Source organism: Micromonospora sp. CPM1 (assembly GCF_023896895.1).
Lineage (GTDB): Bacteria > Actinomycetota > Actinomycetes > Mycobacteriales > Micromonosporaceae > Micromonospora > Micromonospora tulbaghiae.
Map to the genome: position 1 here is coordinate 79,416 of NZ_JAMHIU010000002.1, position 21,935 is coordinate 101,350.

Below are 21,935 nucleotides of genomic sequence, written 5' to 3' on the forward strand. Positions count from 1 at the left end.
CGACAGCCGTGGATCGGCTGTCGCCTCCCGGTGCGCGCGCCTGCGTCACCGGCAGACCATGCTGGGGAGGAACGATGAGGCTGCCGCGCTCGGTCGCCGGCTGGACGATCGCGGTCTTCGGGCTCCTCGCGCTGCTGCTCGGTGCGCTCGGTCTGATCTGGCCGGAGACGCAGCTACGCCTGCTCGGCTTCGAGGTGCCGGCCGAGCGCGCTCCGGGCGACTACACCGGCACGTTCCTCACCGCGTCCTCGATGGCCTCGTTCAACATGGGGGTCTACTACCTGCTCGCGGTCGCCACCGAGTGGCGGCCGTTCTACCGGTTCACCGTGTGGTTCCGCCTGGTCACCTTCACCGTGTTCACCATCGCGGTGCTCTCCGACGTGGCGCCGGACCGCTTCTTCGCGGTCGCCGCGTGGGAGGGGCTGGGCGCTGTCGCGACAGCTGCCGGCCTGTGGTGGGACGGCCGCCGGGCGGGTGCCGCCACTGACGACTCCGTCCCGGGTCCGGTGCCGGCCACCGACGCGGCGCGCTGACGGGTCCGGATCGTTGGGTATTTTCGAGCCGTGACCGAGACCCCGCCCGGCGCCCTGCGGCTGCCCATCGTGCCCGGTCTGACCGATCTGCAGGTGTTCGCCCGGGGCGGCTACGCCACCATCTACCGGGCCACGCAGATCTCCGTGGGCCGCGAGGTCGCGGTCAAGATTGAGAACCGCACACTGGACAGCGAGCGCGACCAGGCCCGCTTCCTGCGCGAGGCCCGTGCCGCCGGGCGGATGTCGTCGCACCCGCACGTGGTGGACCTGTTCGACGTGGGTGTCACAGTCGACCAGCACCCCTACCTCATCATGGAGCTGTGCGACGGCTCGTACGCCGAACGGATGCGCACCTCGCCGCTGGGCCCGGCGGAGACCCGCGACCTCGGCGTGAAGATCGCCGACGCGCTGGCCCACTCGCACGCGGCGGGCGTCCTGCACCGCGACGTCAAGCCGGCGAACATCCTGCACTCCGAGTTCAACTCGGCCGTCCTGGCCGACTTCGGCCTGGCGGTGCTCGCCGAGTTCCGCGACTCCTCGGTGATGCTGGAGGCGCTCACCCCGGCGTACGCGCCACCGGAGACGTTCAACCACAGCCCGCCCACGCCCGCCGTCGACGTCTACTCGCTGTGCGCCACGCTCTACGCGGTGATGCACGGCCGTCCGCCGCGCTGGCACTCCGAACGCAACCCGAGCCTGGTCACCGTGCTGGAGATGTTCCAGCAGCCGATCCCGGGCCTGCCCGGCGTGCCCGGCGAGCTGATCGACGTACTCCGGTTGGGCATGTCGAACGACCCGGGCGCGCGGCCCTCCGCGGTCGAGCTGCGTGGCCTGCTCGCCTCGCTGCCGCTGGACGGCGCGCCGGCGACCGGCGGTCTGTACGACGGCGCCACCGGCGACCGGTTCCACCGCACCGGCGGGCCGAATCCGCGACCGCCGGCCGACGACGACCACCCGACGGTGGCCTCGCGTGCCCGGCGCTGGCCCAAGCGCTGGTTCCTCGGCGGCGCCGGCGTGCTGGCGCTGGCCGCCTCGGCCGGCGGCGGCTGGGTCGCGGGCGGCCACGCGCTGCCCGTCGCGCCGACGCCGGCGCCCAGCGGCGTGGCCGGTGCCGCGCCGGTGCCCGGCTGCGCGTCCGCCGACGTGCGGCTGCCCGCGGGGGCGCGCTGCGCGACGGAGCTGGAGTGCTTCGGTCCGGTACGGCTGCGCCGTGACCGGGCCGAGGCGAGCCGGGTGCCGTGCGACGGCCAGCACACCTGGGAGACCTACGCCGCCGGTGACCTGCCGGCCGGTCTCGCCGGGGCCCGGCACGAGACGGTCGCGGCCGACCCGGTTGTCGGCAAGGTGTGCAACGCCGACACGTTCCGGCTGGTCAGCGGCGGCAAGTCGGCGAGCGGGTGGAACCTGGAGGTGCTGCCGCCGGAGGCCGAGGCGGACCGCACCTACCGCTGTCTGGCCGGCCGGGGCGTCAACGCGCTCGCCGGCCCCACGCTCACCGGTCGCTGAGCCCGTTCACGGTCCGGCCCTGCCGCACCGACCGCGGGTCGAGCGTCTCCAGCGTGTCGGCGTCCACCGCCGTCGGCGCCCGCATGCCGCGTACCACCCGCGGGTCCAGCGTCTCCAGCGTGTCCGCGTCGATCGGCTGGCCCGCCGGGGTGCGCAGGTTCCGCACCGCGCGCGGATCGATGGCCTCCAGCGTGTCGGCGTCCACTCCGTACCCCTGGTGGGGGACCGGCCAGGTCTCGGCCTGCGGCGCGGGCCCGCCGGTGCCACCGGGCTGGCGCGCGGCGGTGATCGTCACTCCCGTGATCATGGCGAGCAGGACGCAGACCAGGGCCAGCACGACCGACAGGATGCCGGACGGACGCCACACGGCGAGGGTCACCACCGCCGCCACCGTCGCCATGGACGCGACGACGGCCTTCGCCCGCGCATCGGGCTTCGGGAACGATCTCACCCGACAAGCATGGCCCAGCGCGTCCACCTGTCAACCGGCGGGATGAGACGGCTTCCCGTCACCGACGCTCCACTTCGGAGTCGCAGGTAGCGACGATCGAGAAAAAATCGTTACATCATCTGGTCGTTTGCCGTATCGATCCAGGTTTGGGGGCCACCAACGTGGGCGTCGATCCCTAAAGTGACGGGGGTCGAGGTCTCCTCGACGGATTCGTTCCCCGACGGAAGGCAGCTCCATGCCCCGTTCAATCCGATCCCTGGCCGCAACCGGGATCGCCGGCGTCCTCCTCGCCGGACCGGCCGTCGCGCCCGCCGCGGCGGCGACTCCGCAACCACCCGCGCACGACAGCACCAGCGCCGCCGAGGCACGCCGGGTGGACCGCGTGCCGACGCCGAAGCTCGACTGGTACGCCTGCTACGACTACGCCGAGTGCGCCACGGTCCGGCTGCCGCTGGACTACGACAACCCGAAGGGCGCCACCACCGAGGTCGCGTTGCTGCGGGTCAAGGCCCGCGACCAGCAGCGCAAGGTCGGCAGCCTGTTCCTCAACCCGGGTGGCCCGGGCGGCTCCGGCACGAGCATCGCGCTCGCCGCGCCCTACTTCCTCGGCGACGACCTGCTCGACCGCTTCGACATCGTCGGCGTCGACCCGCGCGGCGTCGAGGCCAGCGAGAACATCAAGTGCTTCCGCTCGGTGAAGGACCAGACCCGGGCGTACGCCGGGCTGAACGTCGCGTTCCCGTGGACCAGGGCGGAGGAGAAGGCGTACGTCGCCGCGTCGAAGGCGGTCGGGAAGGCGTGCTCCACCACCGGCAAGCCGCTGACCGGCGCGGCGTCCACCGCCGAGGTGGCCCGCGACATGGAGGTGCTGCGCCGGGCCGTCGGCGACAAGTTGCTCAGCTACCTCGGGTTCAGCTACGGCACCGCGCTGGGCCAGTACTACGCCAACATGTTCCCGGACCGCTTCCGCGCGCTCGTCGTCGACGGCGTGCTCGACCCGAACGCCTGGGTCGGCCAGGGCAGTGCCCGCAACCAGCTCCAGGAGACGCGGCTGCGCAGCGCCGACGGGGCGTACCGGGCGCTGCGGGAGATCCTGGCCCGGTGCGGCAGGGCCGGCGCCGAGCAGTGCGCGCTGGCCGCCACCGGCGATCCGCTCGCCGCGTACGACACGGTGGCCAAGCGGCTGCGCAAGAAGCCGGTGGTGATCGAGGACCCGGACTTCGGCTCCTTCACGGTCAGCTACGCCGACTTCGTCGGCGCCACGCTCGGCGCGCTCTACGACCCGTACGGCTGGCAGTCGGTCGTCGACATCACCGTGCAGCTCCTGGCCGCGACCGACCCGGCCGCCGGCAAGGCCGCCACCGCGTCGGCCCGCAAGGCGCTCGCCGCCCGCGCCGCGCAGGCGCGCCAGCAGCGCGGGTACGACTTCCCGTACGACAACGGGCTGGAGACGTTCCTGACCGTCGACTGCACCGACGCGTACCACCCGAAGAGCGCCGACGCCTGGCCGGCGCTGTCGGCGAAGGAGGACAAGCGGGCGCCGTACTTCGGGCGGGCGTGGGCCTGGGGCACCGCGCCCTGCGCCCGCAACACGTGGACGGTACGGGACGAGGACGCCTGGACCGGGCCGTTCAACCGGGTCACCGCCGCCCCGGTGCTCGTGGTCGGCAACTACTGGGACCCGGCGACCAACTACCAGGGCGCGGTCAGCTCGGCCGAGCTGCTGCCGAACAGCCGTCTGCTGAGCAGCGACAGCTGGGGCCACACCGCGTACGGCACCTCGGCGTGCGCGACCGGCCGGATCGACGCGTACCTGCTGACCGGCAAGCTGCCGGCCAAGGGCACGCTATGCGTCGGTGACGCGCAGCCGTTCCAGGAGGACGCGGCGGCAAGCCGGGCGGACGCGTCGAAGAGCGCGCTGGCCCGGGCGGGCGAGCCGGGCCGGGGCGAGCCGAAGCGGCTGCCGCCGGTGGCGACGCCGCGCCCGGCGGTCGGCACGCTGACCGTCCGCTGACGGACCCCCGGGGTACGGCGGGTGATCGGGCACCCGCCGTACCCCGGGCCCACCCCGCGCTCGGGCGAGGCGGGCGTCAGCCGCCCGGGTGGAAACCGTGGGTCAGTAGGACTTGTCCTGGCCCAGGACGTGCTGAGCGACGAAGTTGAGGATCATCTCCCGGCTGACCGGGGCGATCCGGCCCGCGCGTACCGCGCCGAGCAGCGTCGCCACGCCGTACTCGGTGGTCATGCCGGCCCCGCCGAGCGCCTGGACGGCGGTGTCGACGGCGAGCGCGGCGGCCTCGCCCGCCGCGTACTTGGCCATGTTGCCGGAGATGCCGGCTTCCAGGTCGCGGCCCGCGTCGTAGAGCGTCGCCGCCTTGTGGATCATCAACCGGGCCAGCTCGACCTGCACTGCCGCGTGCGCCAGCGGGTGCGCCACCCCCTGGTGCGAGCCGATCGAGCGCCCGCCCCACACCTTGCGGGTGGCGGTGTAGTCGCTTGCCTTCTCGATCGCGTACCGGCCGGTGCCGGCACCCATCGCGGCCACCGTGATCCGCTCCGGGTTGAGCCCGGCGAACAGCGCCGGCAGCCCGGCGTCGAGCGACTCGCCGACGAGCGCGTCGGCGGGGAGCCGGACGTCGTCGAGGAACAGCAGGAACTGGTTCTCCGGCGACAGGATCTCCATGTCCAGCTTGGACTTCTCCAGGCCGGGCGCGTCGGTCGGCACGATGAACAGCGCCGGCTTGAGCTTCCCGGTGGACGCGTCCTCGGTACGAGCGACCACGAGGACGTGCCCGGCCTCGTCCACCCCGGAGATGTAGATCTTCCGGCCGCTGAGCAGCCAGTCGTCTCCGTCGCGGCGGGCCACGGTGCCCAGCCGGTGGAAGTTCGAGCCCGCGTCCGGCTCGGTGATCGCGAAGACGATCTTCTGGGAGCCGTCGGCGAGGCCGGGAAGGTGCTTCTTGCGCTGCTCCTCGGTGCCGTGCTTGTTGATGATCGTGGCGGCGATGGCGGGGGAGACCACGAGCAGCAGCAGCGGGCAGCCCGTCGCGGCCAGTTCCTCGCACACCAGCGCCAGCTCGGTGATGCCGCCGCCCCCGCCGCCGTACTCGGTGGGGATGTTCACGCCCAGGTAGCCCAGCCGGCCGGCCTCGTGCCACAGCTCGGTGGTGTGCTCACCGGACTTGGCCTTCTCGACGAAGTAGGAGTGGCCGTACTTGCGGCCCAACGCCCGTACGGCGTCGCGGAGCTGGTCCTGCTCGGGGGTCAGGTCGAAGTTCACTGCGGGTCCTCCTCGGGGTCCACCACGGCAAGTACGGCACCCGTCTCGACCTGGCCGCCGGCCGGCACCGGCAGCTCCGTCACCACGCCGTCGGCGGGGGCGAGCACGGGATGTTCGAGCTTCATCGCTTCCAGCGTCAGCAGCAGGTCACCGACGGCGACCCGCTGGCCGACCTCCACGTGCACCCGGGTCACCGCGCCGGGCAGCGGCGCGAGCAGCGACCCGGCCGCCAGCTCCGCGGTGGGCAGTGGGAGGCGGGGCAGCTCGGTGAGGCTCGCCGCCCCGTCCGGGCCGTCCACGAAGACCGACGACCCCACCCGGTGTACGCGGAAGACCCGACGCACCCCGTCCACGTCGAGCAGCACCCGGTCCGGGGCGGCGTCCACGACCGTCACGGCCGGCGTGGCGTCGGACGGGGACACCGACCATTCGGCGAGCCCGCCGGTGCGGTCGAGCCGGTACCGGACCTCGATCTCCTCGTCGCCTGGTCCGGTGAACCGGGTGACCTGCGGGAAAGCAGGCACGTTGCGCCAGCCCGACGGCAACCCGGCCAGTACCGGTGCGGCGGCCCGGCGCGTGGCGGCCCCGGACAGCGCCGCCGCCAGTGCCACCACCGGAAGCTGCTCGGCCGGCAGCAGCGGCTCGAACACCTCGGGGTGCCGGTCCAGGAAGCCGGTGTCCACGTCCACGGCCGCGAACTCCGCGCTGCGCAGCACGCGGACCAGTAGATCCCGGTTGGTCGCCACGCCGTGCAGTTCGGCGCGGGCGAGCGCACCGGCCAGCGCGCGGGCCGCCTCGGTACGGGTGGGCGCCCAGGCGACCAGCTTCGCCAGCATCGAGTCGTAGTGCACGCTCACCGCCGAGCCGTCCACCACACCGGAGTCCAGGCGCAGCCCACGGGCCGGACCGAACTCGGCGGCCACCCCGGGAATCGCGAACCGGTGCAGCGTGCCGGTGGCCGGGCGGAAGCCCTGAGCCGGGTCCTCGGCGCACAGCCGTACCTCGATGGCGTGGCCGTCGGCGGGCGGCGTGGCGGTGACCGGCAGCGGCTCGCCCTCGGCGACGAGCAGTTGCAGCCGGACCAGGTCCAGCCCGGTGGTCAGCTCGGTGACCGGATGTTCCACCTGGAGGCGGGTGTTCATCTCCAGGAAGTGAACCTGCCCGTCCGGCGCGAGCAGGAACTCCACGGTTCCCGCGCCGACGTAGTCGACGGCCCGCCCGGCCGCCACCGCCGCCTCGTGCAGCGCCGCGCGCACGTCGTCGGGCAGCACACCGGGCGCCTCCTCGACGATCTTCTGGTGGCGGCGCTGGATCGAGCAGTCGCGTACCCCGAGGGCCACGACGGTGCCGTGGGTGTCGCCGAAGATCTGCACCTCGACATGGCGGCCGCGTTCCACGTACCGCTCGATGAAGACGGTGCCGTCGCCGAACGCCGCCGCCGCCTCGCGGCGCGCGCCCGCGACGGCCTCGGCCAGCCCGGCGGCGTCGCGGACGATCCGCATGCCCCGGCCGCCGCCGCCCGCCGATGCCTTGACCAGCACCGGGAAGGCGGTGACCTCGGCCGGGTCGGTCCAGGTGGGCAGCATCGGCACGCCCGCGTCGGCGAGCAGCGCCTTGGCTGCCATCTTGTCGCCCATCGCGGCGATCGCCTTGGCCGACGGCCCGACCCAGGTCAGGCCCGCGTCGGTCACCGCCGCCGCGAACTCGGCGTTCTCCGCCAGGAACCCGTAGCCGGGGTGGACGGCGTCCGCGCCGGAGCGCCGGGCCGCGTCCAGGACGGCGTCGATGCGCAGGTACGTCTCGGCCGGCGTGTTACCTGGTAGCCGCACGGCCTGGTCGGCGTCGGCGACGAACGGCGCGTCGGCGTCCGCGTCGGAGTGCACGGCGACGGTGGCCACACCGAGGGCGCGGCAGGTGGCGAAGACCCGGCGGGCGATCTCCCCCCGGTTCGCAACCAGAAGCTTCGTGATCATTGTGAGAACGCCCCCTACATCCGGAAGACGCCGAAACCGTCGGCGCCCTTCACCGGTCCGTTGTGGATCGCCGACAGGCAGAGCCCGAGGACGGTACGGGTGTCCCGGGGGTCGATCACCCCGTCGTCGTAGAGCCGCCCGGACAGGAACAGCGCGCCGGACTGCGACTCGATCTGCTGCTCGACCATCATCCGCATGGCGGCGTCGGTGTCCTCGTCGTACTCGCGTCCCCGGGCGGCGGCGGCCTGCCGGGCCACGATGGACAGCACCCCGGCGAGCTGCGCCGGGCCCATCACCGCCGACTTCGCGTTCGGCCAGGTGAACAGGAACCGCGGCTCGTACGCCCGGCCGCACATGCCGTAGTTGCCGGCGCCGTAGGAGGCGCCCAGGTTGACGGTCAGATGCGGCACCTTCGAGTTCGACACCGCGTTGATCATGAAGGCGCCGTGCTTGATGATGCCGCGCTGCTCGTACTCGGTGCCGACCATGTAGCCGGTGGTGTTCTGGAGGAAGACCAGCGGTGTGTCCGCCGCGTTGGCGAGCTGGATGAACTGGGCCGCCTTCTGCGCCTCCTCGCTGAACAGCACGCCCCGGGCGTTCGCCAGCACGCCGACCGGGTAGCCGTGCAGCTCACCCCAGCCGGTCACCAGCGCGGTGCCGTAGCCGGGCTTGAACTCGTCGAACGCGCTGTCGTCGAGCACCCGGGCCAGCACCTCGCGCGGGTCGAACGGCACCTTCAGGTCGGCGCTGGCTATGCCGAGCAGCTCCTCCGGGTCGTACCGGGGTGGCAGCGGGTGCGGGTTGCGCGGCGGCGGGCCGTGCTTGCGCCAGTTGAGCCGGCGGACGCACTGCCGGGCCAGCCGGATGCCGTCGCGCTCGTCCTCGGCGAGGAAGTCGGCCAGGCCGGACGTGGTGGCGTGCATCGACGCGCCGCCGAGTGACTCGTCGTCGGTGACCTCGCCGGTGGCCATCTTCACCAGCGGCGGTCCGGCCAGGTAGACCTGCGACCGGTCGCGGATCATGACGGTGAAGTCCGACATGCCGGGCACGTACGCGCCGCCGGCCGTGGCGTTGCCGAAGACCACGCTCACGGTCGGGATCCGCTGCGCGGACAGGCGGGTCAGGTCGCGGAACACCCGGCCGCCGGGAATGAAGATCTCCGCCTGGGTGGGCAGGTCCGCGCCGGCCGACTCGACCAGGTTCACCATCGGCAGCCGGTTGGCCGCGGCGATCTCACCCGCCCGCCGGGTCTTCGCCAGCGACCACGGGTTGATCGCGCCGCCGCGTACCGTCGGGTCGTTCGCCACGATCAGGCACTCGACGCCCTCGACCACGCCGATGCCGGTCACGGTGCTGGCGCCGACCGGGAAGTCCGTGCCGTACGCGGCCACCGACGACAGCTCCAGGAACGGGCTGTCCGGGTCGAGCAGCAGCTCGATGCGTTCCCGGGGGAGCAGCTTGCCGCGACCGTGGTGGCGGGTCACGTACTTCTCGCCGCCACCGCCCCGGGCCTGGTCGAGCGCCTCCTCCAGCTCGGCCAGGCGCTCCAGCAGCGCCTCCCGGTTGGCGGTGAAGGCGGGTGCGGACGGGTCGATCGTGCTCTGCAGGACTGTCGTACTCACAGGCCCATGCCCTTCGCGATGATCTCGTTCATGATCTCGGTGGTGCCGCCGCCGATGCCGAGCAGACGGGCGTCGCGGTAGTGCCGCTCCACCTCGGCGTCACGCATGTAGCCGAAGCCACCGTGCAGTTGCAGCGCCGCGTCGACGACGAAGTCGCACGCCGACACCGCCACGTTCTTCGCGATCGCCACCTCGGTCACCACCGGCTGCCCGGCGGCCACCCGCTCGGCGACGTCGTGCACGTACGCCCGCGCCGCGTCGGTGCGGCTGTGCATCTCGGCCAGCTTGTGCCGGACGACCTGGCGCCCGACGAGCGGACGGCCGAACGTCTGGCGGTCCCGGCACCACTGCACCGCCAGGTCCACGCAGCGCTGCGCGGTCGCGTACGCCTGCGTGGCGAGCGACAGCCGCTCGTTGGCGAACTGCTGCATGATGGCGAGGAACCCGGTGTCCTCCGGGCCGACCCGGTTCGTCACCGGCACCCGGACGTCGACGAAGGACAGTTCGGCGGTGTCCGAGCAGTGCCAGCCCAGCTTTTCCAGCCGCCGCCCCACCGTGAACCCGGGCGAGCCCTTGTCGATCACGAGCAGGCTGACCGAGCCCGAACCGGGGAAGTCGGTGCAGACCGCGGTGGTGACGAAGTCGGCGCGGGCCCCGCTGGTGATGTACGTCTTGGAGCCGTTGACGACGTAGTGGTCGCCGTCGCGGACCGCGCAGGTGCGGATGCCCGCCACGTCCGAGCCGCCGTCCGGCTCGGTGATCGCCAGCGCGCCGATCATCGTCCCGGCGAGCGCGGGCCGCACGTACCTCTCGATCAGCCCTTCGTCCTGGGTCTCGACCATGTGCGGCAGCGCGATCCCGTGCGTGAACAACGCGGCGACCAGCCCGGACGACCCGCCCGAGCGGATGATCTCCTCGGTGACCACCATCGAGTCGAGCAGGTCACCGCCGCTGCCGCCGACCGACTCCGGGAAGCCGATGCCGAGCAGGCCGATCTTCGCGGCGGTCTCGTGCAGCGAGCGGGGCACCTCGCCCGCCCGTTCCCAGTCGGACAGGTGCGGCAGCACCTCCCGGGTCACGAACGAGCGGGTCAGCTCGCGCAGTTGCCGGCGTTCCGGCGTGTCCACGATGGTCATGCCGGAACCTCCGTCGGTAGGTCGACCACTCGCGAACGCAGCAGCTCGCCGAGCGCCTTGGCCTGGGGGTCGAACCGGGTGGAGGCGGCCACGCCCTGCCCGAGCAGCCCTCGGATCACGAAGTTGACCGCGCGCAGGTTCGGCAGCTCGTACCGCTCGACTGTGAGCGCCGCGGTCTCCGGCAGCAGCTCGGCCAGCCGCTCCACCGTCAGCCAGTCGCGCAGCCAGGGCCAGGTCGCGTCGGTGCGGGCCCAGACGCCCAGGTTGGCGTCGCCGCCCTTGTCGCCGGACCGCGCGCCGACCAGCTCACCGAGCGGCCCGCGCCGGGTGGCGGCCGGAGCCGGTACGGCGGTGACCTCCCGTGCCGGTGCTTCGGCCGGTGTCGCCGTGACCACCGGCGGGGAGATCGGTACCCGCTCGCCGGACGGCAGCACCGCGACGTGCTCGACCTCGTCCTGCGCGATCGTGTCGGCGGTGAACACCCCGTACGGCGTGGCGTCACCGGGCAGCGTGGTGAGCGTGCAGCCCGGGTACGAGGCCAGCGCCAGCTCCACCGCCGCCGCCGAGAACGCCCGCCCGGCCCGCGACTTGTCGCCGTCGCGCAGGTGTACGTGCAGCAGCGCGCTGGCCGCCTCGGTGTCGCCGGTGTCCGGGTGGTCGGTACGGGCCAGCGTGAACTCCAGCCCCTCCGCGCCGACCGACTCCTCGATCTGGCCCCGGACCAGTGCCGCCTTGGCCGGGATGTCCAGCCCGCACAGCACGAACGTCATCGCGTTGCGGAAGCCGCCCAGGTTGTTGACGCCCACCTTGAGCGTGTCCGGCGGTGGCGTGCCCCGCACCCCGGACACGCGTACCCGGTCCGGGCCCTCCTGCTCCAGCCGCACGGTGTCCAGCCGGGTCACCACGTCCGGCCCGAGGTAGTCCGGCCCGCCCACCTCGTACAGCAGCTGGGCGGTGACCGTCTCGACCGTCACCGCGCCGCCGGTGCCGGAATGCTTGGTGAGCACCGACGAGCCGTCCGGGTGCAGCTCGGCGATCGGGAAGCCGGGCCGGTGCCCGCCGTCCGGCAGCTCGGTGAAGAAGCTGAAGTTGCCGCCGGTGACCTGCGCCCCGCACTCGATCAGGTGCCCGGCCACAGTCGCGCCGGCCAGCGCGTCGAGGTCGTCGCGGGTCCACCCGAAGCGGGCGATGGCCGGGCCGACCGCCAGCGAGGCGTCGGTGACCCGCCCGGTGACCACCACGTCCGCGCCCGCGTCGAGGCAGGCCGCGATCCCGAACGCGCCCAGGTAGGCGTTCGCGGTCAGCGCGTCCGGCCGCTGGATCGCGTCGCCCTCGACGTACCCGACCCGCACCTGGAGGCCGAGCCGGTCGCCGAGCGACCGGATCGCGTCGGCCAGCCCGGCCGGGTTGAGGCCGCCCGCGTTGGTGACCAGCGTGACGCCGCGGTCCAGCGCGGTGCCGAGCACGCCCTCCGCCTGGCGCAGGAACGTCTTGGCGTAGCCGAGCGACGGGTCGCGCATCCGGTCGCGGCCGAGGATGAGCATGGTCAGCTCGGCCAGGTAGTCGCCGGTCAGCACGTCCAGCTCGCCGCCGTCGAGCATCTCCCGCCAGGCGGTGAAGCGGTCGCCGTAGAAGCCGGACGCGTTCCCGACCCGCAGCACGCTCACGAGGAGGCTCCGTCCGGCTCACGCTTGCCGCCGGGCGGGCCGGCGAACGCCTGGGCCACGTCCAGCCACTCGTCGGCGACCGGTCCGGTGGCGGTCAGGGCCAGGTCCGCGCGGTGCCGGCGCTGCGTGACGAGCAGGCAGAAGTCGAGCGCCGGGCCGGTCACCCGGTCGGCCGCGTCGGCCGGCCCGAACTCCCACACGTCGCCGCCCGCGGGCGCGGTCAGCTCGACCCGCACCGGCACCGTGGGCACCTCGCGGCCGTGGGCTGCGAAGCCGTGCCCGAGGGTACGGAAGCCGAGGTGCGCGATGTGCCGCAGACGCTCGGTCGGGGTGCGGCTGACGCCCAGTGCGTCGGCCACGTCCTCGCCGTGCGCCCACGTCTCCATCAGCCGGGCGGTCACCATCGACGTGGGTGACATGCTGGTGCCGTACCAGGGGATCTTCTGCCCGGCCGGGACGGCGGTGAGCGCCCCGGCGAGCGCCGACCGGCCGGCGCGCCAGCGGGCCAGCAGCGCGGGCGGTGGCGCGAGGAACGATTCGGCGCCGTCCTCGACCAGGCGCGACGGGTCCGGCGCGGCCATGACCGAGGCGAAGAACGCCGACTCGTCGGTGGCCGCCAGGTAGGCGACGTGGTCGGTCCAGGCCAGGTGCGCGACCTGGTGCGCGACGGTCCAGCCCGGGGCCGGTGTCGGCCGCTCCCATCCCTCCGGCGGCAGTTCCGCGACGAGCGCGTCGAGCTGTTCGGACTCGGCGGCCAGATCCGCGAGCAGGGCTGTCAGGTCGACCATTGTGCCTCCGGCGGGGATGGGCGTCAGGGGATCAGTGCCGCTCGCTCTCGGGGGTGAGCAGCGCGGCGAGCTGGCGTTTCCAGGTGTGCAGCAGGGCGGCGCGGCGGGGTGAGTCGTCGCTGAGCAGGTTGGCCACGCCGAGACCGCGGAGCAGGTCGAGGGTGGCCTGCACCGACTCGCGTACGCCCGGCCTGCGCTCGTCCACGCCGAGCAGCTCGACGGTGAGCCGGTGCATCTCGCGGCCGATCCGCGCCTCCAGCGGCACCAGCGCGGCGCGCAGCTCGGCGTCGGTCCGGGCGGCCACCCACAGCTCCAGCGCGGCCACGAACAGGGGGCCGGTGAAGGAGGCGGCGAGCAGGTCGACCACCCCGTCGAGCCGCTGCGGCCCGGACGGCAGGGCCGCGGCCTCGGCGCGCAGCTCGGCCGCCCGGCGCTCGGTCAGGTGCGTGACGGCGGCGGTCACCAGCGCGGTCCTGGTGGGGTAGTGGTGCAGCTGGGCGCCCCGGGAGACACCCGCGTGGGCGGCCACCACGGTCGTCGTGGTGCCGGACCAGCCGTGCTCCACCAGGCACTCGACGGTCGCTTCCAGCAGCCGGGCCTGGGTGGCGCGGCTGCGCTCCTGCTGCGGGACTCGGCTCGACACGCAGACAGCGTGCCCCGCCCAAAACAAACAGTCAAGCCTGACTTTTTTCGGGGTGTCGCCGACGCGGCCCCGACCGCTATCCGACACCTCCACACGGCTGTTTTCCGCGATATCGTGCGGGCTCACGGGGAGGCACAACATGAATGACTTTGTGCTCGTCGGAGGGGCAGGCTTTCTGGGCACGGCGACCGCCGGGGCGCTGCTGGCCGCCGGCGCGCGGGTCACCGCAGTGGACCGTCATCCGCCCGCCGAGGCGAACACCGCCGCCGGCCTCGACTGGATCAGGGCGGACCTGCTCGCCGCCGACCCACCCGAGCTGCCGCCCGGCATCGTCGTGGTGCTGCTCGGCGCGAGCCACCCCCGGCCCCGCCACCCGTGGACGCTGCCGCTGGACAACGCCGTCAGCACTGCCCGGCTCCTGCCCCGCCTGGCCGGACGCCAGGTGGTGCTCACCTCCTCCGTCGAGGTCTACGGTGCCGCGCCCGGCCCGCTCACCGAGGACACCACGCCCGACCTGCCGTGGTCCGCCGGAGAACTCGACCGCTGGTGCGCACTCGTGCGCGACCTGGCCCGGGAACCCTGCCCGCCGTGGCGGGCCGCCCCACTCGCCCGGGCGATGGCCGACGCCGACCCCACCCACCGGTGGACGTACGCGATGGCGAAGCTCGCACAGGAACGACTCGTCGCGGACGCGATCCCGCCCGACCGGCTGACCGTGCTCCGGCTCGCGAACGTCTTCGGCGCGGGCCAGCACCGCGTGACCACCCGGCTGGTCCGCCGGGCCCGCCAGGGACTGCCACTGCCGGTCACCGCGGACACCGTACGCAGCTTCCTGCCCGCGGACACGCTCGCACGGATCCTCCTGCGCGGAATCGGCCCCGGCGTGTGGAACGTGGGCGGGGAACCGGTGCCGCTGACCGACCTCGCGACCTGGATCCGCGACCTGTGCGGCTCGTCGGCGCCGCTGCTCACCATGCCGCGCCCGGCATCGGACAGCTCCGGCCTGGTGGTCACCGACAAGCTGACCGCCGCCGGCCACCGGGTCGAGCCGCTCCGCCCGGCCCTGGCGAAGCTGGTGGCCGAGGTCGGCGACGACAGGGCTCCCCTGTTCCGGCCGCCGCTGCCGGTCGTCGTGCCGCCCCCGCCGGCCCGCCCCGAGACGGTCGTCGCCCGCCAGCAGGAGGCGCTCGTCAGCGGGGAGGTCAAGCACGGCAACCGGTGGACGCGCGAGCTGACCGAACGCCTCGGCAAGGAGTTGCAACTCGACGACGACCACCGGGTGCTGGTCACCGCCTCGGGGACCGCCGCCCTGCGGATCATGGTGGCCGCCACCGTCGGGCCGGCCCGCCCCGGCGACGTGGCGGTGCTGCCGTCCTACACGTTCCCCGCGACCGCCGAGATCCTGGTCCAACTCGGGTACACGCTGCGCTTCGTCGACGTGGACGCCGCGACCTGGACGATCGACCCCGTGGCTGTCGCCGCCGCGATCGAGCGGGGCGGCGTACGACTGGTGCTCTGCGTCGACACCTTCGGTAACCCGTGCGACTATCCGGCCCTGCGGGCGGTCTGCGACCCCGCCGGGGTGGCCCTGCTGGCCGACTCCGCCGCCGCCCTCGGCAGCCTGCACCAGGGGCGTCCGGTGGCACAGCAGGCGTTGTCGCACTCGTACTCGATGAGCTTCGCCAAGGTCGTGTCGGCCGGTGGCGCCGGCGGCGCGCTGGTGCTGCCCGCCGACGCCGCCGAGGCGGTCCTCGCCACACCCGCCGGCTGGACCCGCTCCGAGCTGATGAACGAACTGCACGCCGTCGTCGCGGTCGACCAGCTCGCGGAGCTGGACACGCTGGTCCGGTGCCGGGCAGAGGTGGCCGAGGTCTACGCCGCCGCCGCGTCCGCTCTGCCGGTGGAGGTCCAGCAGGTCCGTCCCGGGGACCGGCACTGCTGGGTGCACTGGGTGGCGCGCTTCGCCCGGCGCGACCGCGTGGCGACGCGGCTGGCCGCCCTCGGCGTACAGACCAAGCCCTACTTCGCGGCCGTCCACAGTGGTCCGCTCGGCGGCGGCGAGCGCCTACCGGTGACCGAACTGCTGGACGCCGAGGCGCTGGCCCTGCCGATGTCCTCGGAGATCACCGTGGAACAGGCGGAACGGGTCGTCGCGGCGCTCCGCCGCTGCCTGGACTGAACCGGGCCGGGCGGTCAACCCGGAACGCGGCGGCCGGTCACCAGCAGTTGCTTGCCGGCGTCGGCGAGGACCGGGTCGTCGCCCAGCCGTCGCTCCAGCGCCAGCAGCGCGTCCCGGTCGGCGGCCAGCCGCCCGGCCAGCCTGGCCCGCCCCACCGCGGCGGCGCTGACCAGCAGCCCGGCGCTGCGGATCTCGACCAGGCCGGCGGCGCGGAACGCGGCCTCCAACCGGGCCCGGTCCAGCAGGTGCAGGTCGGCGGCGTGCCCCTCGGCACGCCAGACACCCCGCCGGCGGGTCAGCCGGTCCACCGCCTCGTCGTCCCGGCCCGCACCGACCAGTTCGAGGACCAGGCCCACCAGTGAGTCGACCAGCACGGCCAGCACGCCACCCGGGCGCAACCACCCGGCCAGGTGCCGGACCGCCTGCTCGGGATCGGCTGTGTACTGCAGGGAACCCATCGCCAGCACCGCGCCGGCCGTAGCCGGCAGCGTCACCTCCGTCATCGAGCCCTCGACCAGCGTGAAGCCGGGACCGGGCGGATGACGGCGCAGCTCGGCGACCATTCCCGGCGCCTGCTCGACGCCGGTCACCGGATGGCCGAGGTCGAGCAGCCGCCGGGCCCACCGGCCCACGCCGCAACCGGCGTCCACCACCGGGGCGCCCGGCGGCAGCAACGCCTCGACCCGCTCCCACGCCAGGTCGTCGTAGGCACGCCGGTGCGGCACCGCGAAATGCTCCTCGTAGCCGGCCGCCAGCGCGTCGTACAGCGGCTGGCTCGGGCGCATCGGCTCAGACAAGACGGCGCCGCCCCCGCAGCCACTGCCGGTCGGCCAGGTAGGTGCCCGGCCGCCAGCGGAGGTTGAGGCTGTAGTTGCTGCCGCAGCCGACACACTCCTTGCGGAACAGCCGCGCGTGCTCGTCCCGGTATTCCGGCGCGTCGATGATCTCGGCGATCGGGCGCTGCCGGACCGAGGCGGTCGGGTCGTGCGCCCAGCAGCCGCCGATCTCCCCCCGGGAGTGCACCATCAACTTGAGCTGCGACTCGGCGCACGGCAGGTCGCGCTGGACGAGATCGTCGAAGTGCCCACGCAGGTAACGCAGCTCCGAGTAACGCGGCAACCACCGCCGGTCGGCCCGGGCCATCGTCTCCAGCTCGGCCAGCGCCGCGTCGAGCCGGTCGCCGGCCACGTCGGTCTGGTCGGTGACCGCGTCGGTGCGGAACAGGAACGTCCGGTCGGTGACCAGGTTGAGATAGAGCGCCACGCCCAGCTCCTGGGCCAGCGCCGCGATGCCGGGCAGGCTGTCCACGTTGTCCCGCATGACGGTGAAGTTCATCCGTACCTTCAGGCCGAGCCGGTCCCGGGCGGCGATCAGGTTCCGCAGGTGCCGGGTCGTCGTCTCGAAGGCGCCGAGTCGCCCGCGGATCCGGTCGTGCACCAGCGCCGTCGGGCCGTCGACGGAGACGTTGAAGCTGCGTACGCCCGCGGCGAGCACCTCGTCCAGAACGGGCGGGGTGAGGCGGATGCCGTTGGTGTTCAGGTGCAGGTGGCGTACCCCCACCTCGCGGGCGTACGACATCAGGGCCAGCGCGTCCGGCCGGATCAGCGGCTCGCCGCCGGTGAAGTTCACCTTGTGGATGCGCAGCGCGACGAGCTGACGCAGGACGTCGCGCCACTCGTCGGTGGAGAGTTCACCCTTGGTGTTCGTGGTCCAGCAGCCGCAGCTCGTGCAGCGCAGGTTGCAGTTGTCGGTGAGGAACAGCTCGGCGACCAGCGGCCGTACGTGCAGCCGGGGCGCGATGCGTTCCTTGACGGCGAGCCGGCCGAAGAACCAGGCGAGGCGGGCGGTGTCGGCGACGGTCACGGCAGTCTCCGGGCGGTGACGAAGAGGTTGGCCGAGCGGAACAGCCGGCCGTCGAGGTGGATGCCGCGCTCCAGCAGGCGGCGCACCGGGCCGCCGGTGAGCAGCGCCGGGATCTGCAACCACCGCCAGAAGAGGTTGGCGCCGGTCACAGTGGCCGGGGTGAAGCCCGCCGTGCGCAGCAGCCGGAGCAGGTCTTCGGTGCGGTAGTTGGTGTGCCGGTCCCGGCCGACCGACATGTCGCCGCGCAGGTTGTCGGAGAGGTCGGCGAACCGGCTGTGCCACACCTGCGACCCGAACCGCCACGAGTAGATCCGGCGGTGCAGCCGGGGGAAGTCGAACTTGGCATTGTCCGGATCGAGGAAGGTGAAGACGTGCCGCCGGGGCACGGTGAGCACCAGCAGCCCGCCGGGCGCGAGCACCCGGTGCGTCTCGGTCAGCAGCGCGATCTCGTCGGGTACGTGTTCCAGCACGTCGAGCAGGCTCACCGAGTCGAAGTGGCGGTCGGCGAACGGCAGCGGCTCGCCGACCCCGAGCCGGTGCAGCGGCAGATCCGGGTGGCGGGCCGCCAGCTCGGCGAGGTAACCCGGGTGCGGGTCGGCGCCCTCGCAGGCCACGGTGCCGTGTTCGTGCAGCACGGCGAGGAAGTCTCCGGTGCCGCAGCCCAGGTCGAGGTGCCGGCCGGTGCGGCCGGACAGTGCGGCCCAGGCGAACGCGTACCGGCGTAGCGGGTGGGTGGCGAAGGGCTGCACACCCGCCCGGGATGCCGCCTCGTCGGCCCGGCTCATCGGACCAGCCGGGCGCAGAGCGCGTCCATTGTGGCGGCCAGGCGTTCGCCGTCGACCGGGCCGGGCAACGGGCGTTCCGCGAGCAACAGGTGTTGCCGCTGCGGGTGCGCGGCCACCACGGCCGGCAGCTCGGCCACGTCCCACACCGCGACCACCCGGCCCGAGCGTTCCTCCTCGCGCAGGTATTCGACCTGGTGGTCGTTGCCCATCTCACCCCGTGCCGCCTCCCGGGCCACCGCGACCGGCACCCGGCCGAGCCGCTGGACCAGCCGCACCGTGTTCCCGGCGTGGGTGATCACCACGTCGGCGGCGGCCAGCCGCCTTCGCAGGTCGTCCAGGGGCAGGAACGGGGCGTGCGGGCACGGCGGGGTCACCGCCGACGTACCGGTCTGCACGAACACCTCGTGGGCGGCACACAGCGGCGCGACACCCTCGATCAGGCGGTCGAACGGCCACGGGCCCATACCGACGGTGACCAGGAGGCGGGCCATGGCTAGTAGAGCTCTCCGATGAGGACCGCGCGGGGCCGGGACGCCAGCAGGGCGGGTCGCTGCACCAGCACGGCGGCGGCGAGGCGTGAGCAGAGCCGGGCGGCGGCTCCGGCGGGCCCGGTCATGTTGAACGTCTCCAGCCACAGCGACGGCACCCGGAGCAGGCGGGCGGCGAGGAAGACGCCCACGGCCACGCCGGTGCCGGCCGAGACCACCACGTCGGGTCGCTCCCGGCGCAGCAGCCGCAGGGCCCGCCAGGCCGCCGGCAGCACCCGCCACCGGGTGCGCGTCGACAGCTCGGGCTGCCAGTGCACCCGCTGCCCGGTCAGCGCCACCTCGGTGTCGGGGGCGCGGACCGCCACCCACACCGGGTCGTGCCGCTCCCACCACGGTCGGAGCGCGAGCAGGTCGAGCAGGACGCCGCCGCTGCTGGAGACGAGGAGGATCCGATACCGCCGGTCCGTCACTACTTCACGCTAGCCCAGCGTCGCGGATCGCGATGCCCCGCTCCAGGCTGGACGGACGCCCCCCGGAGGGCTCGGGTCAGCGGCCGTCCCGCGGGGCGAAGACCGTGAGGGCGTCGGCGTCGGAGTGGCGGGAGCGGACGTACTCGTCGGCCCAGGCCGCCGCGTCCGGAAACGCCGACTCGGCGGCGACCCGGGCGCAGGCGGCGTCCACGTCGAAGCCGGTCCGGCGCAACTGCACACCCGGGCCGAGCAGCGCCCACCAGGCGCCCGCGCCCCCGTACGGCATACCGACGCTGCCCGGGTTCACCACCAGGCGGCGGTCGACCAGCCGGGTGAACGGCATGTGCGTGTGCCCGCAGACCACGGTGCCGACCCCGGCCGGCAGGCCGGCGAAGACCTCGGCCCAGCGGTCGAGCCGCGAGTCGACGAGCACGACCTCCTCGTCGTCGCGTGGGGTCGCGTGGCAGAACAGCACCTCGCCCAGGCCGGTGACCGGCAGCGTGACGGACGGCGGCAGCGCGGCCAGCCGGGCCACCTGGTCGTCGCGGAGCTGCCCGGCGGCCCAGTTCGAGACCTCGATCGGGGAAGCCACCCCGGCCCGCGCCTGCACCAGCTCCCGGTCGGCGTTCCCGCCGACCCAGCAGGCCCGGTCACCGAGTTCGGCCAACCGGTCCAGCACCTCGACCGGCTGCGGACCGGCCGCCAGGTCACCGGTGAGGACGATCAGGTCGGCGGCGGCCACGTCCGGCTCGGCCAGGACGGCTTCCAGCGCGGGCAGCACACCGTGGATGTCGGAGAGGACGGCGACACGATCAGGCATCGTCCCAGCCTGGCGACACCGGCCCGGGAGGACCAAGCGATTCTGCGGCGGGCAGAGACGGCGCCGGCCCGGCTCGCACGGAGGCGGGCCGGGCCGGGAAGCCGGTACGGAGGTCAGACCCGCGCGCGGCGGGCCAGGCGCTCCGGGTCGAGGATGATGATGCTCTTGCCGTCCAGCCGCAGCCAGCCGCGCGAGGCGAAGTCGGCCAGCGCCTTGTTGACGGTCTCCCGGGAGGCGCCGACGAGCTGGGCGATCTCCTCCTGGGTGAGGTCGTGCGTCACGCGCAGCACGCCGCCGTCGCGGGTGCCGAAGCGGCCGGCCATCTGGAGCAGGTTCTTGGCGACCCGGCCCGGCACGTCCGTGAAGATCAGGTCGGCGAGCGAGTCGTTGGTCCGGCGCAGCCGGCGGGCCAGCACCCGCAGCAGCTGCTCGGCGATCTCGGGCCGGTTGTTCAGCCACGGCCGCAGCGCCTGCTTGCGCAGCCGGACCAGCCGGGTGTCGGTGACCGCCGTCGCGGTCGCCGTACGCGGACCCGGGTCGAAGAGCGACAGCTCACCGACCATGTCCGACGGGCCCATCACGGCGATCAGGTTCTGCCGGCCGTCCGCCGCGCGGCGACCCACCTTGATCTTGCCGGACAGGAGGATGTAGAGACTGTCGCCGGGTTCGCCCTCGTTGAACACGATCTCGCCCTTGCGGACCTCGATCGTCTCCATCTCCTTGGCGAGCGCCTCGGCAGCCTCCGGGTCGACACCCTGGAAGATCCCGCTGCGGGCCAGTACCTCGTCCATCGCGCACCTCCGCCTGCGCGTGCCGTCCGTCGGCCGGGTCCGCCGTCCGCTGATCCCTCGCGCGCCGCCAGTCTAGGCGCACATGAGTAGGAATCAGAGGTGCACCCCTGGAATCTTGATCGTTGGGCGTAACCCGCCCGACCCGGTGAGCAGCTAAGATCCCGCTTCCGGTCCGGGCCGGCGCCACCCGTTCCCTCCTGTGATCGTAGGGTGACCGGCGTGCTGTGTGAGCCGTTCCTGACCAGCCGGTCCGAATCCGGGTCGGACATCCCCGTGCTGGCCTGGCGGGCCGAGGCGCCGCTGCTGGCGGTCGGCTCCGCGCCGCTCGGCGGGGGGATCGGCGTCCGCGGGTGGGTGCTGAACGCGACGGTGCCGATGTCGTACGACCGGGACGACCCCGCCGCGCACCTGGCCGAGCTGGCCCACGGCCTCGACCTCGACGGCCCCGGGGTCGGGCTGCTGACCGGCGTGGACGTGACCGAGGTGGTCCGCCGCGCCGACGGCGGCGTCCGGGTCTGGGCGACTGTCGGCCTGGGCACGCCGGTCTGGGCCGCCGTGCCCGAGCCGGCGCCGCCCGCCGCGAGCGAGCCGGCCCGGCCCGCTCAGCGCGTCGGCACGGTCAACATCGTCGCGTACGTGCCGGTGCGGCTCGGCGACGCCGCCCTGGTCAACGCCGTGGCCACCGCCACCGAGGCGAAGGCGCAGGCGATCTGGGAACTGGGACTGCCCGCCACCGGCACCCCCACCGACGCGGTGACGGTCCTCTGCCCGGCCGAGGGCGATCCGGCCCCGTACGGCGGTCCCCGGTCGGCCTGGGGCGCGCCGCTGGCCCGGGCCGTGCACGCCGCCGTCCGCTCCGGCGGCGCCGGGACCGTCGTGCCCTGGTCCGACCGGCGGGCGGGCTGACGTGCGCCCGTCACATGCGACACGCCGGGTTTTC

20 protein-coding genes are annotated in these 21,935 nt (G+C 73.7%); 5 read left to right on the forward strand and 15 right to left on the reverse strand.

Annotation, left to right across the window (positions count from 1 at the left end):
- The first annotated feature begins 74 nt into the window (after nt 1-74).
- Both M8C11_RS02890 and M8C11_RS02895 read left to right on the forward strand, forming a co-directional pair.
- The gene (locus M8C11_RS02890; RefSeq protein ID WP_252448214.1) at nt 75-533 is read left to right on the forward strand and encodes a hypothetical protein; all 459 of its coding nucleotides are present in this window, start codon (nt 75-77) and stop codon (nt 531-533) included.
- Between the two features lie 30 nt (nt 534-563).
- The gene (locus M8C11_RS02895) at nt 564-2,039 is read left to right on the forward strand and encodes a serine/threonine-protein kinase (protein WP_252448215.1); all 1,476 of its coding nucleotides are present in this window, start codon (nt 564-566) and stop codon (nt 2,037-2,039) included.
- Here the strand turns inward: M8C11_RS02895 and M8C11_RS02900 are convergent.
- Complete coding sequence (locus tag M8C11_RS02900; RefSeq protein WP_252448216.1) at nt 2,026-2,490, reverse strand: hypothetical protein; 465 nt, start codon at nt 2,488-2,490, stop codon at nt 2,026-2,028. The genes M8C11_RS02895 and M8C11_RS02900 overlap by 14 nt on opposite strands.
- 235 nt (nt 2,491-2,725) lie before the next feature.
- Between M8C11_RS02900 and M8C11_RS02905 the strand changes: the two genes are divergently transcribed.
- Entirely contained in the window at nt 2,726-4,504 is a 1,779-nt protein-coding gene (locus M8C11_RS02905) for an alpha/beta hydrolase (RefSeq protein WP_252448217.1), read from the forward strand.
- Nucleotides 4,505-4,606: 102 nt separating this feature from the next.
- Here the strand turns inward: M8C11_RS02905 and M8C11_RS02910 are convergent, their stop codons facing one another.
- From M8C11_RS02910 to M8C11_RS02950, 7 genes are read right to left on the reverse strand one after another with little or no spacing between them, the layout of a single operon-like run.
- Nucleotides 4,607-5,770: an acyl-CoA dehydrogenase family protein gene (locus tag M8C11_RS02910; RefSeq protein ID WP_252448218.1), complete on the reverse strand. Its 1,164-nt coding sequence runs from the start codon at nt 5,768-5,770 to the stop codon at nt 4,607-4,609.
- Nucleotides 5,767-7,743, reverse strand: coding sequence for a biotin carboxylase N-terminal domain-containing protein (locus M8C11_RS02925; RefSeq protein ID WP_305884527.1), 1,977 nt, complete (start codon nt 7,741-7,743; stop codon nt 5,767-5,769). Before M8C11_RS02925 ends, M8C11_RS02910 begins: the two co-directional genes overlap by 4 nt.
- Nucleotides 7,744-7,757: 14 nt before the next feature.
- Complete coding sequence (locus tag M8C11_RS02930; protein ID WP_120572760.1) at nt 7,758-9,365, reverse strand: acyl-CoA carboxylase subunit beta; 1,608 nt, start codon at nt 9,363-9,365, stop codon at nt 7,758-7,760.
- A complete protein-coding gene (locus M8C11_RS02935; RefSeq protein ID WP_252448219.1) occupies nt 9,362-10,501 on the reverse strand; it encodes an acyl-CoA dehydrogenase family protein in 1,140 nt (379 codons plus the stop codon). Before M8C11_RS02935 ends, M8C11_RS02930 begins: the two co-directional genes overlap by 4 nt.
- Nucleotides 10,498-12,168, reverse strand: coding sequence for an acyclic terpene utilization AtuA family protein (locus tag M8C11_RS02940; protein ID WP_104114017.1), 1,671 nt, complete (start codon nt 12,166-12,168; stop codon nt 10,498-10,500). Before M8C11_RS02940 ends, M8C11_RS02935 begins: the two co-directional genes overlap by 4 nt.
- Nucleotides 12,165-12,956 carry a TIGR03084 family metal-binding protein gene (locus tag M8C11_RS02945; protein WP_121685120.1) on the reverse strand — a complete coding sequence of 264 codons (792 nt, stop codon included), beginning with the start codon at nt 12,954-12,956 and terminating at the stop codon, nt 12,165-12,167. Before M8C11_RS02945 ends, M8C11_RS02940 begins: the two co-directional genes overlap by 4 nt.
- Before the next feature lie 31 nt (nt 12,957-12,987).
- Nucleotides 12,988-13,599 (reverse strand): TetR/AcrR family transcriptional regulator, encoded by a 612-nt coding sequence (locus M8C11_RS02950; protein WP_121685121.1) that lies wholly within the window; start codon nt 13,597-13,599, stop codon nt 12,988-12,990.
- A 139-nt stretch (nt 13,600-13,738) separates the two neighbouring features.
- On the opposite strand from M8C11_RS02950, the gene M8C11_RS02955 reads away from it, so the two are divergent.
- Nucleotides 13,739-15,778, forward strand: coding sequence for an aminotransferase class I/II-fold pyridoxal phosphate-dependent enzyme (locus M8C11_RS02955; protein WP_252448220.1), 2,040 nt, complete (start codon nt 13,739-13,741; stop codon nt 15,776-15,778).
- 14 nt (nt 15,779-15,792) lie between these two features.
- Here the strand turns inward: M8C11_RS02955 and M8C11_RS02960 are convergent, their stop codons facing one another.
- The 7 genes from M8C11_RS02960 to M8C11_RS02990 form a co-directional block, all read right to left on the reverse strand.
- Nucleotides 15,793-16,563 (reverse strand): bifunctional 2-polyprenyl-6-hydroxyphenol methylase/3-demethylubiquinol 3-O-methyltransferase UbiG, encoded by a 771-nt coding sequence (locus M8C11_RS02960; RefSeq protein ID WP_252448222.1) that lies wholly within the window; start codon nt 16,561-16,563, stop codon nt 15,793-15,795.
- A gap of 4 nt (nt 16,564-16,567) precedes the next feature.
- A complete protein-coding gene (locus tag M8C11_RS02965) occupies nt 16,568-17,641 on the reverse strand; it encodes a radical SAM protein (RefSeq protein WP_252448224.1) in 1,074 nt (357 codons plus the stop codon).
- Nucleotides 17,638-18,426, reverse strand: coding sequence for a bifunctional 2-polyprenyl-6-hydroxyphenol methylase/3-demethylubiquinol 3-O-methyltransferase UbiG (locus M8C11_RS02970; protein ID WP_252448226.1), 789 nt, complete (start codon nt 18,424-18,426; stop codon nt 17,638-17,640). The genes M8C11_RS02965 and M8C11_RS02970 overlap by 4 nt, the downstream gene beginning before the upstream one ends.
- Nucleotides 18,423-18,917: a hypothetical protein gene (locus tag M8C11_RS02975; RefSeq protein ID WP_252448228.1), complete on the reverse strand. Its 495-nt coding sequence runs from the start codon at nt 18,915-18,917 to the stop codon at nt 18,423-18,425. The genes M8C11_RS02970 and M8C11_RS02975 overlap by 4 nt, the downstream gene beginning before the upstream one ends.
- 2 nt (nt 18,918-18,919) lie before the next feature.
- Nucleotides 18,920-19,384, reverse strand: coding sequence for a glycosyltransferase (locus tag M8C11_RS30475; RefSeq protein WP_120572770.1), 465 nt, complete (start codon nt 19,382-19,384; stop codon nt 18,920-18,922).
- A gap of 76 nt (nt 19,385-19,460) precedes the next feature.
- A complete protein-coding gene (locus M8C11_RS02985; RefSeq protein ID WP_252448229.1) occupies nt 19,461-20,204 on the reverse strand; it encodes a metallophosphoesterase in 744 nt (247 codons plus the stop codon).
- Between the two features lie 113 nt (nt 20,205-20,317).
- Nucleotides 20,318-20,995, reverse strand: coding sequence for a Crp/Fnr family transcriptional regulator (locus M8C11_RS02990; protein ID WP_007466162.1), 678 nt, complete (start codon nt 20,993-20,995; stop codon nt 20,318-20,320).
- Nucleotides 20,996-21,214: 219 nt separating this feature from the next.
- Here M8C11_RS02990 and M8C11_RS02995 point away from each other — a divergent pair, with 219 nt between their 5' ends.
- Nucleotides 21,215-21,901, forward strand: a complete 687-nt coding sequence (locus M8C11_RS02995) for an adenosylcobinamide amidohydrolase (RefSeq protein ID WP_252448230.1) — start codon at nt 21,215-21,217, stop codon at nt 21,899-21,901.
- Nucleotides 21,902-21,935: the final 34 nt, after the last annotated feature.